10 protein-coding genes are annotated in these 14,931 nt (G+C 37.4%); 3 read left to right on the forward strand and 7 right to left on the reverse strand.

Annotated elements, in window-relative coordinates:
- Positions 1–183 precede the first annotated feature (183 nt).
- The 7 genes from J7604_RS04700 to J7604_RS04730 all read right to left on the reverse strand — a co-directional run bounded on the left by J7604_RS04700 (position 184) and on the right by J7604_RS04730 (position 11,724).
- Positions 184–1,272, reverse strand: a complete 1,089-nt coding sequence (locus J7604_RS04700; RefSeq protein WP_293891807.1) for an alkene reductase — start codon at positions 1,270–1,272, stop codon at positions 184–186.
- Between the two features lie 83 nt (positions 1,273–1,355).
- Positions 1,356–1,805: a MarR family transcriptional regulator gene (locus J7604_RS04705; protein WP_293891810.1), complete on the reverse strand. Its 450-nt coding sequence runs from the start codon at positions 1,803–1,805 to the stop codon at positions 1,356–1,358.
- Between the two features lie 70 nt (positions 1,806–1,875).
- Positions 1,876–2,277 carry a DUF2721 domain-containing protein gene (locus J7604_RS04710; RefSeq protein WP_293891813.1) on the reverse strand — a complete coding sequence of 134 codons (402 nt, stop codon included), beginning with the start codon at positions 2,275–2,277 and terminating at the stop codon, positions 1,876–1,878.
- 271 nt (positions 2,278–2,548) lie between these two features.
- The gene (locus tag J7604_RS04715) at positions 2,549–2,851 is read right to left on the reverse strand and encodes a hypothetical protein (RefSeq protein ID WP_293891816.1); all 303 of its coding nucleotides are present in this window, start codon (positions 2,849–2,851) and stop codon (positions 2,549–2,551) included.
- A 212-nt stretch (positions 2,852–3,063) separates the two neighbouring features.
- Entirely contained in the window at positions 3,064–5,622 is a 2,559-nt protein-coding gene (locus J7604_RS04720) for a LysM peptidoglycan-binding domain-containing protein (RefSeq protein ID WP_293891819.1), read from the reverse strand.
- A gap of 71 nt (positions 5,623–5,693) precedes the next feature.
- The gene (locus J7604_RS04725; RefSeq protein ID WP_293891822.1) at positions 5,694–6,752 is read right to left on the reverse strand and encodes a PorP/SprF family type IX secretion system membrane protein; all 1,059 of its coding nucleotides are present in this window, start codon (positions 6,750–6,752) and stop codon (positions 5,694–5,696) included.
- Between the two features lies 1 nt (position 6,753).
- The gene (locus J7604_RS04730; protein ID WP_293891825.1) at positions 6,754–11,724 is read right to left on the reverse strand and encodes a PKD domain-containing protein; all 4,971 of its coding nucleotides are present in this window, start codon (positions 11,722–11,724) and stop codon (positions 6,754–6,756) included.
- Between the two features lie 151 nt (positions 11,725–11,875).
- Here J7604_RS04730 and J7604_RS04735 point away from each other — a divergent pair, with 151 nt between their 5' ends.
- From J7604_RS04735 to mgtE, 3 genes are all read left to right on the forward strand, one after another.
- Positions 11,876–12,622 (forward strand): 1-acyl-sn-glycerol-3-phosphate acyltransferase, encoded by a 747-nt coding sequence (locus J7604_RS04735; protein WP_293891828.1) that lies wholly within the window; start codon positions 11,876–11,878, stop codon positions 12,620–12,622.
- A gap of 81 nt (positions 12,623–12,703) precedes the next feature.
- Positions 12,704–12,991, forward strand: coding sequence for an Asp-tRNA(Asn)/Glu-tRNA(Gln) amidotransferase subunit GatC (gene gatC / locus J7604_RS04740; RefSeq protein ID WP_045460892.1), 288 nt, complete (start codon positions 12,704–12,706; stop codon positions 12,989–12,991).
- A gap of 367 nt (positions 12,992–13,358) precedes the next feature.
- Positions 13,359–14,735 carry a magnesium transporter gene (gene mgtE, locus J7604_RS04745; protein WP_293891836.1) on the forward strand — a complete coding sequence of 459 codons (1,377 nt, stop codon included), beginning with the start codon at positions 13,359–13,361 and terminating at the stop codon, positions 14,733–14,735.
- Positions 14,736–14,931 lie beyond the last annotated feature (196 nt).

Below are 14,931 nucleotides of genomic sequence, written 5' to 3' on the forward strand. Positions count from 1 at the left end.
TCTTTCGTCGCTAAATAGCCTCTGTGCGGAAATGTATTTCACTTTTTATTTCCATGGGACTAAAAGGTTTAATCGCTGGAAGTAATTAAATTCAATAATATTACAGAGGCTATTTTTTCCCTAAAATAAAAAAACGCACCGGATTGCTCCGGCACGTCTTTTCAACTTCACGTGGCGTTAATATTAATTTAGAGAAGTATAATCTGTATATCCCTCGTCACCCGCTGCATAGAACAATTGCTGATTACCTTCTGCAAGAGGAGCATTTTTCCTGAAGCGCTCTGGTAAATCAGGATTAGAAATAAAGAACCTGCCAAATGAAACCAGGTCTCCTCTACCCTCTTCTAATGCTTGCTCTGCGCTGGCTTTGTCATAACCACCTGCAAGGATCAGTGTATTTTTAAAAGTACTTCTGATAGTAGAAACCAATGAACGTCCTTCCTCTGAAGCATTTGCAAGAACATCTATCAGGTGTAAATAAAGTATGTCCAGTTTATTTAACTCTTCTGCCAGATACTTATAAGTTTCAGCAGTTTCAGGATATAGCTCCAGATCATTAAATGTATTGTATGGAGAAAGTCTGATACCAACTTTATCTTTACCTATTGCTGCAATCACTGCTTTGGTTGTTTCAAGTAGAAATCTGCTTCTGTTTTCGGCTGAACTACCATAAGCATCAGTTCTCTTATTGGCTGTAGGATTGATAAATTGCTCAATAAGATAACCATTTGCTCCATGCAACTCCACACCGTCAAAACCCGCTTGTATAGCATTTTTAGCAGCTTGAGCGAACTCGGCAATGGTCTGTTTGATTTCCTCTGCGGTAAGCTCTGATGGCTGAGGCATAGGTTGCATACCCAATGTATCTGTCCACATTTCACCTTTGGAAGCAACAGCAGAAGGAGCGACAATTCTGGCTCCTGGCAACATGTTTGCCGGATGGGCGATTCTACCAACGTGCATCAATTGCACTACGATTTTCCCACCTTTATCATGAACAGCCTTTGTTACTTTCTTCCAGCTTTCAATTTGTTCTTTTGTAAAAATACCAGGAGTTCTAGCATAACCAATACCATTAGCAGATGGAGCTGTCCCTTCTGTAATGATAAGTCCTGCAGAAGCTCTTTGAGCATAGTAGGTTGCTACATTTTCTCCAGGAATGGAATTGATAGCTCTTGACCTTGTCATAGGAGCCATAACAATTCTATTTTTAATTTCGAACCCACCGATTTTGGTTGATGTAAATAAAATGTCTTTTACTGTTGTTTCCATAAATTTAGTTTTAACGTAATTCGTTTAAACAATTAATTAACTATAAAAATACCCTTTTTGTTAAAAGGGAGAAAATCAATGCTCTAACCTCTTAGTTTATCAAGCAGATCAGATAAAGTATTTGCTTCTTCCTCAGTGAGGTTTTCAGCGATTTTATTATTCTCCTTCATAAAAGGCTCCATCTCTTCAAGGAGCTTCAAACCTTTTTCAGTAATACCGATGTTGACCTGCCTTCTGTTTTCCTCATTGACAAAACGATCCACAAGGCCTTTGCTCAATAACCTATCACACAGCCTCGTGAGGTCAGGATTTTTATCTATCATCACTTCCTTAATAGCTCCGCAACAAGCTGACTCGGGATGTCTGCCACGGAGAATTCTGAGTACATTATACTGTTGATGAGTAAGGTCAAAGCGTTTGAATAATTCTTCAAGCTGCCCGTTTAACTGATTGTAAGTATAAATCAGATTCACCCATGCTCTTTCCTGGGAATTATTAAATTTTTTCTGCTTTATCGCCTCCTCAATTTTCATATTTCAAATTTATAGCATTTTTTAAACAAACAAAATTTGTTTAAACAAAGTTTTAAAAATTTCGAAAAAATTAATTTACCAGGTGTTCAATGTCCTTTAGGAGAATTAATAATGCTTTATTGGATAAATACACTTCCACAGCGCAAAGTGTAAGAGATATCAGCATCATAATCAGGCTAATTCCGAAAACAGTATGCACCAAATGCGTAACACCGTTATAGATTAAATACATCGTAAAAGCAGCAGAAAACATTCCTACTATCCCTACAAGCTGCATATTCCTTATGAGCATTATCCTTTGCCTTAGGATTTTTATCTGTTTAATAATGACATCAGACTGTTCGGAAGTGTATTGACTATGCAGTGCTCTGATTCTATTGCTGATTGCAATATACCTATTGGTATAGGCTAACAGCAATAGGGAAATTGTCGGAAATAAAAGTGCAGGTGTTGTTAAAGCTAGGTCGTTCATCTGAATTATTCATGAGTCTGGGATTTTCAGCTCAGTTTAAAGATAACTATTGGGAGAGAGATTTTACTCACTGGTTTTAAAAATTATATGGAAGTAGAGAAATTGATTCAAAATGTGATTTGCCAAACCGACTATGAAGTGTCTGCCTTCCTCTTTTATAGATAACATTAAAATGTACTGATTTAATGTTCCTTTTCATCTCTGCACACTCACCCAACTTCAGAACATTACCATTGAATTTTGTTCCAATCATCCTTTAACTTTAATTTTTTTATTCATTCTCCGAACATATTTTATAATCAACTTCTAGCTCTGAATAATTTTGTTCTGACTTTGGTTTAATAGCTACATAATATATCTCTTCTTTTTCCGATAAAAACATAATCACTAATCCAAGCTTGTTTTCTGAATACTGAATTAGTTTTTTAACACATGGAGGATAATTTCGTGATCGTTGAACCATTTTTAAAGAATCATTACATCCTAAACTTGATTCCCAAATTATAGGATAACCATTTTTGTCATTTATTGAATAGTGTGTTATTAAATTAATGATTTGTAAATCATATGGCATTTCTTGACATGACACTAATGTGAAAAAATCAAACTAACAAATACTAGTTTTATGTCTATCATTATAATTTTAAAGATTAAAATTGTTTTAGTTATTAGATAATAGATAATCGACACTGTAGGATATGCTTGGCTATATAAACTTACACTTTCCCAAAAAAAAGGCTATCTTTTTCAAGATAGCCTCAAATCAATATTCGATTTAATTACTTATCATTTATTAATCCTTAAAATCATACCCTTCTTCACTGAGTAGCCATCCAGCTTATTAAGGTCTTTGAGCTCTTCTATGGTCAATCCGAATTTTTTGGCAATGCTATCTATAGAATCACCTTCCACAACGGAATACTTACCTGCTCCGGAAACACTTGCATTCATCTTAACCTTCAGTTTTTGTCCTGCAAAAATGGTATTGTCTTTTAACGAATTTAACTGAATTAATTCTTCAGGTGTCATACCAAACAAACGGCTTATGGAAAACAATGTATTGCCTGACTCTGCTATATAATAATCCTCCCCTTCGTTTAGCGGTGCTGTTTTTTTATTAAGATTAGCGACAAAACCATTTGGATTTACATCGTCTTCATCTCTGTCTACCTCTGACATGGTAGATGGAGCAACGATGTCTGCATCTCCTGTTCTTCTCACTCTTAATGGAGTGAATGCTTCAAGGTTCTGCCCGTTAAGGTTGTTCAGTTTTTTAATCTCTTCAACAGACATCTTATATTTTTTGGCAATCTCCTCAATTGTAACCTTTGGCTCTATAATATAGGTCATGGCCTTAGCCTGATATCCCGGTCCTCCGATGATATGAAACTCTACCCTTCTGTTCAGCTGTCTGCCTATAGCATTTTTATTTGCTACCATAGGTTTGCCTTCTCCCATAGCATTTACAACAAGGGCACTTTTATCAAGTCCTTTTGATTTAAGATAATCCAGAGCTTTAGTTCCTCTTTTTTCTGACAAGGCAACATTGTAGGCATCCGAACCATAGCTGTCAGTAAAGGCATTCATTTCGATCTGTACCTCCGGATGTTTTTTGTAGTATGCACAAAGATCATCCAGTGTCTTTTTAGCTTCCGGTCTTAACTCAAATTTATCGAAATCGAAATATATGTTTTCAAACAGAACTCTTGATACTGGCTGGTCGGAAGATTTTACTTTTACATCTTCCACGAGGTATTTTATCTCAGCTGTGATCTTTGCATCTTTATCTTCAAGAGTTACTTTATAGTTATCAGGCTTAAGATTTTCGTATCTGAAAGTACCCTTTTCATTAGTCGTCGTTCTTTTCAGCGTTTCATTCTTTTCGTTTTTAAGGATAACTCCTACATCCGAAGCAGGCTTATGAGTTTCTTCATCTACAAGAGTACCTACTATCGAAATACTCTGAGCCTCTTGTAAAGAATCTTTGTCAACTTGTGCAATAAGGGCTTGTTTACTTTCAATCATAAACATGTAGATGTCATCGTTTCCGATACCACCATCACGGTTTGAAGCCAGGTACCCTTTTTTCTCACCTACTACAAAATAGAAATCATCTTTACTGGAGTTAAATGGTAGACCCACGTTCTGAACTTCTTCTGTGAAGTTCTTTCCTTTTGCCATAAATATATCCAGTCCCCCAAAGCCTTCGCGACCGTTGGTTGAGAAAAACAATGTCCTGTCCGGAGGATAATAACATGGAGACATATCTATCCCAGGAGTGTTAATCTCTGCTCCCATATTGATTGCTTTTCCCCAATTATCATCACCGCTACATGTGCTATAGTAAATATCATGCATCCCCATTCCACCTTCTCTTTTTGACACAAAGAACAATGTATCCGAATTTGGTGACACAGAGGGCTGAACGTTGTATGTTTTAGGGTAATTGATATTTTCATTAAGCTTTACAGGATTGGTCCATTTGCCACTTTCCTGTTTGGTCATATAAATAGCACATTCATAAGCTATGATCTTTCCTGTTTTTACAGGTTCATCACATCTAGTAAAGTAAAATTTTGATCTGTCTTTGTTAAAAGAACCGCCGGACTCATTGAACTTGGAATTTACCACACTGAATTTGTCCTTGTCATCCATTTGCTTCCAGGTCAAACCTTCTTTTTTGAATCTGAAGTTATCACTGTATTCACCGCCAAGCATTCCATATTCGCTTTCACCAATAGATTCCGGTCTAGCCGAAGTAACAATGATGGTACTGTCATTTTCGAATATAACCGGAGAATAATCTGATTCTGCTGAGTTGACAGGAGATTTCAAATTAAAGAATTCGTAATCCCTTACAGGCTTTTTCATTTCATCAATGGCAAGCGTACAGCCATTTTTATCAATTTCAGCCTGGTCTTTGTATTTCTTTGTTTCTGAATCAGGATTAGGGTTTTCATTGATAAAATCCTGAAACTGCTTTTCTGCTTCCTCATATTTACCATTAAGCTTAAGCATTAGAGCATACCAATATCTTCCCAGAGGAAAATCCGGGAGTGCCTTTTCAACGGAAATTTTATAATATTTTTCTGCCGAAGGATAATTAAAATGGAATCTGTAAGCTTCAGCAAGCCTGTAGCCAACATAATTATTACTTGGTTCTTCTGCATACACCTTTTCGTATTCCTGAGAAGCCAAATAGTAATCCATATTTTCAAAATACTTATCTGCAAGCTCTACAGAAGCTTTCTCTTCTTTCTTTTTTCCTTTTTTCTGCGCCCAAAGATCATTATGCTGAAAGCACAAAAAGAAAAGGATAAACAGAAGTGTGAGCGTCTTTTTCATCGCTGATAACCTCCCATAATTCTAAATTGAATTTAAATAATTTGAAACCTGTATACGAAAGTAGAAAAAAATCAGATTCTAGGTGTGTAAAACCTTCTAGATCTGCCTTCCCTTACTTTCATGAGTGTGAGAGAAATTTCATAAGCTCCCCTTCCGCGACTGATACTCTTGAGAGCTGAGGCGTTATAATCATAGCTGAAACCAATCATGTAATTGTCATTACCTAGGCCCAGCGAAGCTATAAACGCGTCCTGCAAACGATACCATCCTCCGAAAATAACGTCACGTGGAGCCAAAAATTTCTTTTGGTCGTTGAATACATACGTAAAATATGCTCCTGCGTTTATTTGTCTGTAAGGGTTTTGACTTAAAACCAGGACATTTGGAGAAATATTTAATCTTTCTCCAGCTTTTACTTCGAAGCCTGCATGTAATTTGAAAAGATAAGGTACTTTGTTAGTTACTCCTTTCACCATCGATTCATTGGGTGATGAAAGATGGTAGGCTGCAAACCCAGCATATGCGCTGTAGCCTTTATCAGAATAATCTCTGCCTGCATTGTAGTAGTATATTGCACCGGCAGAAACATCGGCATATATTTTAGCTGTATTGACACTTTCCTCGCTTACGTACTCAGTAACATCGTAACCGATATAGGGATTGAATTGAGATCCCCATTGTAAATTCGTGAAGTCTATATTCCTCTGAACAATACCTCCCTGAAGACCGAAAGTAAGGCAATTCATTTTATTGCTACTTAGCCAGAGGTTATATGCTGCATTAAGATTGATTCCAATGGTTTTAAAATTTCCATCTCCAGCCCTATCATTATAAATAGAGAGACCTATACCACCAAGGTGAGAGTCTTCAATTCCCTTTTTACCATAAATAGGGTTAATCAAGGAAATCTGATTTGTAACATAAGGAATGTTGGCAACAGATCTCCACTGATTTCTATAATTGGAATTAAAAGTAAGATTGGAATAAATCCCTGCCATAGCAGGATTCAGGTAAAGTCCGGATGCATAGTATTGGGAAAATGTCGCATCCTGGGCCTTAACCTCTCTGAAACAAAGGGATACAATAAAAACACAGGCCCAAAAGCCGACATATATCCTCTTCAGTTTCATATTATCTCACAAGTGTAACCGTTCCGGATTTTTCAAATTCCGATCCGTCGTTAAACTTACCAACAACCATATAGGTGTAAACGCCCATCGGAGCGTTTTGCCCATCCCAGCCTTTTCTGTTAGCCATGTTAAAGTCAGAAGTTTCGAATACCACCTCTCCCCATTTATTGAAGACCTTAAAAGTAAAGCTTTGGGAAGAAATATTCAAACCATATACCTTACAAACCGAATTCTCAGGATTTCTTGAGTATGGATTAAATATGTTTGGCACGAATAAATATTTGCTTGAAAGCACTTCAACTCCCAGACTCGCCACAGAAGAACAGCCGTCTTTGTTAACAACAGTAAGCTCTACATTATACTTACCCGGGTTTGAGTATGTATAACTACTGTTAAAGAGGTTACTGGTATTACCATCTTTAAAATCCCACTTCCATGTGCTTATATTTTGCGCCACTGTGTCTACTGTATTTACAAATGATATGATGTCTCCTGAAATAGCATCCATCGTTTCTTTACTGGTGTTATCCAGACTCTTAGATGGACCATCGGCTCTGAATGATGCCTCAGGAGAAGGAACAAACGTAACATCCTTATCTAAAGTTACATTTCCGCACTGATTACTAACCTTTACGGTAAAGGTTTTCACTCCGGATGCTAGTGAGGAGTTGTCTGATTTGAAGAAAGTGGAATCTTTTTCCGGAGTTGAAAACACTCCTGTAGAAGAGGCTACAGTCCATTCGTAAACCAGCACACCATCCCCCTGAGATGTAACAACTTTTAAAGGTATCCCATCCGCCATACACGATTTCATTGGAGATTCAATAGAACTTATTACCGGAGGCGCCATAAAATCTATGGTGTACTTGCTGGTATCATAACAACCGTTTTGTTCAAAAATTGCATAATAGGTACCATCAGTATTTACACTATGAGTCGCTCCTTGATCCAGAAGGGTATTTTCATCATCCATCCAGGTTACTAAACTTGAATTTGGGTTAACACTAAGTGTTACATCCGTTCCGTCACAAGCCTGAGGTGTATTTGAGACAATTTCATCTTTTACAGGTTTGGGTCTGATTGTCAATTCTACAGTATCGGCCGCAGTACAGTTGGTTACATTATCTTTAACTTTCAGGATGAAAGTATTGATTCCGTCAGTAGTCGGCGTGACAGATGGTCTGGCATCAGTATAGTTACCGGGAGTCCAGCTAAAGCTATAGGTGGATGGTAATGAAGGATTTCCTACGCCACCTAACATAAAAGTATTCCCAATACAGTCTCCTGTATCTTCTCCTGCATCAGCTGTGGGTTTTGTGCTTGCTGTAACTATAATGGAATCGACAACCGAACAGCTATTACTGTTAGTAACCTTCAAATAATACTTTTTAGATGTTCCCTCAGCAATTTTCACAAATGCATGAAAATCCTGAATATCAGAAACGCCAGTAGCATTAGAAATTCCGTCGATATCTTCTGACCATTTTTGGGATGTTAATGCACTTACTGACTGATATGTACCATTAAACTTACCGCTATCACCAGGACAGAATATAATATCCGTACCTGCATCTACTGAAATTTTATCTACAATAACTTCAACTGAAGAAGTATCAGAACAACCATCTCCAGTAGTAACCTTTACCTTATATCTGGTAGTTACTGAAGGTTTCGCAGTCGCAATCCATAGGGTACTATCATTCAGCGTTTCTGCAGGCCACCATGCAACTTTATAGCCAGGTGTTGATGCCACTTCGAGGCCTATTGCATTTCCTGGACAGATTCCAGTTGAGTTGTCAGGAAGAGTTTTCGCAACTACATTGGTCGGCTTAGATGAAATTTTCACCGTCACCTTTGCTGTATCTGAACACACGGGGGTTCCTGAAGCATCCTTCATCGTAAGTGTATAAACTGTCCCTGAAACAGAAGGGGTGGCCTTAGGATTAGGACTCAGATAATTATCCAGTCCTGCAGCAGGAGACCACTCATATTTGTAGTTTGAAGAAGGATTCTGCGGACCAAGAATTGCCGGATCACCATCGCACATACCAACTACTCTGTCCATGGCAGTTTTCGGAGGAAGGGATTTTAAAGATACTTTGATTGTATCGTAGTTAATACATTCTCCCAGTGTTTCTATAACCTTAAGAACATAATTCGTAGTTGCCACTGGGGTTGCAATGGGAAAGGCAGTTTGATCACCTACAAGTGATGGATCCTTATTCCATTCATACTGATATTTCGGATCATTTTCCTTACCAAGCATAACACTGCTCCCTTTGCAAATAGTAGTATCATTTCCAAGATTAATTTTAGGTTTGGGGAAAATTAAAATATTTACTATATCGGATGAACTACATCCATATTCATTGGTTGATATCAAATTATAGGTATTTCTGACAAATAATGTAGGTGGAGTCACAATTACATCATCAAACAAAGTTTTACTTACTAATGGTAAATTTTCTGTAATATCTATTTTTTTCGCACCATATGAAGGGTCAAACTTCCATGTATACGTAATGCCATCCGTTGGCGCATTTTCAAATCCAATAAGTTTTTCAACTAAGGGGCACATTCTAATTACAAGAGGAGAACTAGATAGCGGACTTGGTTTAGGTTTAATTGAAACTTTTACCGAGTCTATACCTGTGCAACCGTTAACACTCATTTGTAATTTGAATACTGTAGTAGAAGGCACAGAGTCTGGTTGGGTCATAAAAAGCTTATCTCTGTCTTCAGAAAACAATTGAGCTGGACTCCAAAATTGTTCAATAGTTCCTCCAGTTTGGATACTAATAAGTGTCGGTTTTAAAGTAATACTATTCCCCTTACAAATAGTTGTATCACTTGGCATTTTAAATCTTATTCCTTTATATGTGGCAGGCACACTTTCGCTAGTATAGGAACAAGCCGGATTTTTTGCAAAAGCGCTGTATGTAGATGCTTTAGCAACCGTTCTTATATCAAGAGTATCAATACTTCCAGCGGCAACTTTAATAACTACTCCTTTGTCATTCTTCCAGATAATGGTGTCCATTGGAGATGCCACGGCATCTTTTATTTTAGCTACAATTCCATAATTTCCACAAAAGGCATCTGTAAGCACTTCCAATGGTTCCAGCTCGGGTGTCGTAAAGACATATACATCTTTACTAAGTGAATCAGTGCAAGAAATTCCTGACGTAAAATAATATTTAACAGCATATACACCTGGAGTCTTTCCTGCTGGGCTGAATTGCCATTTTCCACTAATGTATTCTGCTGGTTGTGAATAACTGCCTGCTCCAAGATTTTTGGTACAAATGGTAGATGAGACTGTAGAAGAAGTTGTTTCTGTATTACAGTAAAAATTTTTAAGACCTGTAAACGCTGATTCCTTCCAGCCTTTTATCGCTGATCGGGTTACGGAATTTCCGCCAAAGTTAGCAACATCAAGATATCCTCTATTATAAATTGAAATTGAAGAGGGAGCGTCCAACCCACTCACACCTAAATTCGCAATACTTCCGGAAGTGGATACTTTAAAAATATTATTACTATTAACGTCTGAATAATAAACATTACCATCACAGTCAATTGCTAGACCTGAAATTCTTTCATCGCTTCCTTTTCTATTAACTGCAACTGATACCATATTAGTCGCCAGGTTTAGTTTCTTAATTACAGACCTGGAAGGATCTGCAATATATAAATTACCTTCCGCGAAAGTTAAGTGTCCGAGCAAACCAAATTGCGCTGCAGTGGCCGCTACAGGGCCAGGGACAGAGGCACCATCAGGAACATCACCGGTAGTTGATCCGGCGACAGTTGTTACCTGCTTTGTCGCAATATCAATTTTTTTAATCTTAAAGTTTCTGGAATCGCTCACATATAATGTTTTTCCCAAATCATCAATTGCAATTCCATAAGGATTTCGGAATCTCGCAGCAGTTCCAATGCCATCAAGGTCACCGCCAACAGGAGTTGCGGCATTTTCACCTGCAATAATCTGAACTCCAGTCGAAGGATTATAAGCTTTTATATTGTGATTGACCTGATCACAGAAATATACGGTATTTCCAAATGACACAAGCCCTGTAGGAAGATTTAACTTTACAGTTGTCGGGTCTGTCCCCACTGTATTCCCCTTTGTTCCTGCTGTATTGATAATCGCACTTGCCCCATTTTCATCGATGACCCAGATTTTATTATTATTACTGTCACTGAAATAAATCTTACCTATACATGTTGTTGTAATACCCTGAGGTTGAGCAATAAGACCCACTGATCCTGATCCCGCGCCTACCAATACTGAAGAACAAGGAGCTGGATCTATTGTAACTGTTTGCTGTGCCGGAACAATACAACCCGCTGAATATTTTATAACATGTTTACCAGGACCAGAAATGGCAGGATCAAAATACCAGATATCTTTTCCACCTGAAACCACTCCCGGGCCTGTAAATATTCCACCTGCAGGTGTACCATATATTCTCGACTTCAAGCCTGAAATACAATAGGATGACTTAAGATCTGTAATAGTAGCTTTGCCATTGGCCGCAGCAGTTGTGGCATAGATCTGAATAGAACCCTTTTCAGTACAATTATTATTAGTAATTAGAAAATAAACAGTAGTTGGTTGAGAAACACTTACCAAATAATTGGTACCCATGGAAGTACTTGTAGGAGTGCTTGTAAAAGGGGTTAAGCTCCAAAAGACACTATAATTAGATGTTCCTTTTTTAAATTTTATATCAACAAGAGAAACTGTAATTCTGGCAGGAACGCATACTGAAGTATCAGGCGTTTTCCGATAAGAGACACAATCATTGGAATTTAATAGCCACCACCACCAATTAGTTGATGACTGTGCCGAAGCCGATCGCGCAGACAAACACAATACACTGATTATCAGAGTAAGTGAATATAAAAATGTTTTCAAATTCGGTTTCATAACGCCATCTGAAGAATTAAGTAAATCGAAATTCATTAAATATGAATCCAAAATGAACTTGTAAAGTAAGCTGTTTTAATCAAATTCATTAATTTAAATCCCGTATAAACAGTATTTTTCAAATAAATTTTACGTAAAAATTAAGGACTGGTTCTTCTTACTTGTTTTTTTAATTTAATTTTGTCTCATGAGTTTCGGAAAAAGATTATACCAAATCTGGGTTTGGTTTTGTTTCATTGTTGTATTTCTGCTGATTTATCCATTTTTCGTTTTATTCTCTTTAAGAGACAGCTGGAAAAAATATGGCCATTTCTTTAATAAGGTGTGGGCATACACCGTTTTTGGAAGTTGTTTGCTGCGGACTAAAGTGGAATTTCGTTTTAAACGGAATAAAAAACAAGCCTATGTATATTGCGCTAACCACTCTTCTTACCTAGACATCCCGACTCTGTGTTATTCATTATCAGGATATTACCTTTTCATAGGTAAAGCTTCCCTTGCTAAAGTACCTTTGTTTGGCTACATGTTCCGCAACTATTACATAGCTGTTGATCGCCACAGCAAATTGAGCAGGTATGAGACAATGCAGAAATCCATGGAAGCAATAGATAAAAAACGCAGCCTTGCTTTTTTCCCGGAGGGAACGATTCCAAAAAATGCTGGCTATCAAATGATCCCATTCAAAGATGGTGCATTTAGGATAGCAATTGAAAAACAGGTGCCGATTGTGCCTGTTACGATTCCTTATAACTGGTTAATCCTCCCTGATGATGGTAAATATGTGCCCAATCGTCGTCTTATGAAAGTAATTGTACACGAACCGATTGAAACCAAGGGAATGACACTTGATGATGTTGACGAACTAAAAGATAGGACTTTTGATATCATTCAAAGAGAATTGATTCTGCAAAATAAAGAAGTAGTATTGGTTTAAAAACTTATCATCTCCGGTTTCAAAAACTTTATTGGAATTCGGAATTTTAGTACTTTTGACAAAATTGACATTACTTATTATATGCATATAGATAAAGAAACCATCAGAAAAATTGCTCATCTGGGAAGATTAGAGTTTGAGGAAAAAAATGAAGAGCACATTTTGAAAGATTTTAATAAGATTCTTGACTGGATGGATAAACTCAATGAGCTTGATACTTCTAATGTTGCGCCGCTTATTCACATGTCTTCTGAAGTAAATGTGCTTAGAGAAGATGAAGTTAAAGTGACTTTGAAACATGAAGAAGCTTTGTATAATGCTCCGAAAAAGGATTCAGATTATTTCAGAGTTCCAAAATTCCTTGGATAAAGATTTTCATACCCATATAAAAAAGCTGCCTCAAAAGGGCAGCTTTTTTTTTGAATGCTAAAAAGAATTATCACAAATCCGCCTCTTTCAGAAAAGGCAGTAGCTTAGCGAAAAATCATACAGAATTTAATAAGCACCGGAAATTCAGGCTTAAGCAATGAAGATCAAGGAGTAAGTACGCAAGATCCGGGAGTAAGCACGGAAGATCCGGGAGTAAGCGCGGAGATTCGGGAGCAAGCACGGAGAATCCGGGAGTAAGCACAGAAAATTTTGACATACACCATGCAAAAAAAGCCTTATCCTTTATAATTTCTAATCTTTTCCTTCACTGAAAGGTTATTGCTATGAAGCCATCATTTTTTCAAGAATGGAGAAATCAGAATTATTGCAGAATGAGACTGGAGAAGCATTTCTTTCATTTGCCGAAGAAGCACCTCCTGAGGAAATCGGTAAATTATTTAATGAACTTCAGAAGGATTTTATTCAGGAAGATGAAAAGTTGAAAATACTTTTTTCCGCCATTCCTTTTCCAAAAAATGCCAGAACTTTCGAGCATCTTGATTTTAACCTGCAAAATAAAATTCTTGAAATAGCGCCACTAAACCTTACCTCTTCCCTACTCAATGAGCTTTCTCCTGATGACAGGACAAAACTGTTCAGTGAAATGCCAAAAGAATCTCTGGCAAAATGGCTGAGCATGCTCTCCGTGCAGGAAAGGAAAGATGCCCTAAAGCTATTGGAATATCCCCCTGAAAGTATAGGGAGACTTATGACGACAGACTACATAGCTGTTAGGCCTGAGTGGACCTGCGAGAAAACCATAAAATTTATAAGAGACTTCGGACTCAATAGCGAAACTATCAATTTCATTTATGTGGTAGATAAGGACAACAAACTGATTGATGATTTAAAAATCAGGGAGATACTACTTGCAAAGCCCGAAGCAACTATTGGTGATCTTGTAGACAACAGGTTTGTAAGTCTGGAAGCCACTTCTGATCAGGAAAAAACAATAACCACATTTATGGAAACGGACAGATTTGCGTTGCCCGTCACGGACTTTAATGGCAAGTTACTAGGTATAGTAACAGCAGATGACGTATTGGATGTAATTGAACGTGAAGATACCGAAGACATACAAAAACTTGGTGGTAGTGAGGCTTTGGATGAACCTTATCTAGAAATAAATCTGACAAACCTTGTAAAGAAAAGAGCGGGCTGGCTGATCATATTATTTATCGGTGAAATGCTAACAGCATCAGCAATGAGTTTTTTTGAAAATGAAATTGCAAGTGCAGTAGTGCTGGCTTTATTCATTCCATTAATTATATCAAGTGGCGGAAATTCCGGTTCTCAGGCTGCCACCATTATTACAAGGGCACTGGCATTGGGAGAAGTCAGCAAAGGAGATTGGTTGAAAGTTTTCAGAAGGGAGATTATATCTGGCGTAATGCTTGGGCTCATCCTAGGCATCATTGGTTTTTTAAGGGTTATTATATGGAGCACTTTATTTGATGCTTATGGAGCCTATTCATTAAAAATTGCAGCTACAGTTGGCTTTTCCCTTATAGGTGTAGTACTATGGGGAACACTTTCCGGATCTATGCTTCCGATTTTTCTAAAAAGCCTTGGCTTTGACCCCGCTGTATCTTCTGCCCCCTTTGTAGCGACTATAGTGGATGTGACCGGCATTATTATCTATTTTTCCATGGCATTTTTATTTCTAAAAGGAACGCTTTTGTAAGCTGAAAGCTGAAAGCAAAAAGCTTAAAGTTGAGAATTGAAAAAGCACAAGATTATAGTAATTGCCCGTTTCCAACAGCTAAAGATCCATTACTATAGAAGAAGGATTCTGGATATGATCATTTTTAAAATAAAAAAGTTGAAAGTTAAAAGTTATTAAAACTTTCAACTTTCAACTTTATACTTTCAGCTTTAAG

It is taken from the genome of Sporocytophaga sp. (genome assembly GCF_017745095.1).
GTDB lineage: Bacteria > Bacteroidota > Bacteroidia > Cytophagales > Cytophagaceae > Sporocytophaga.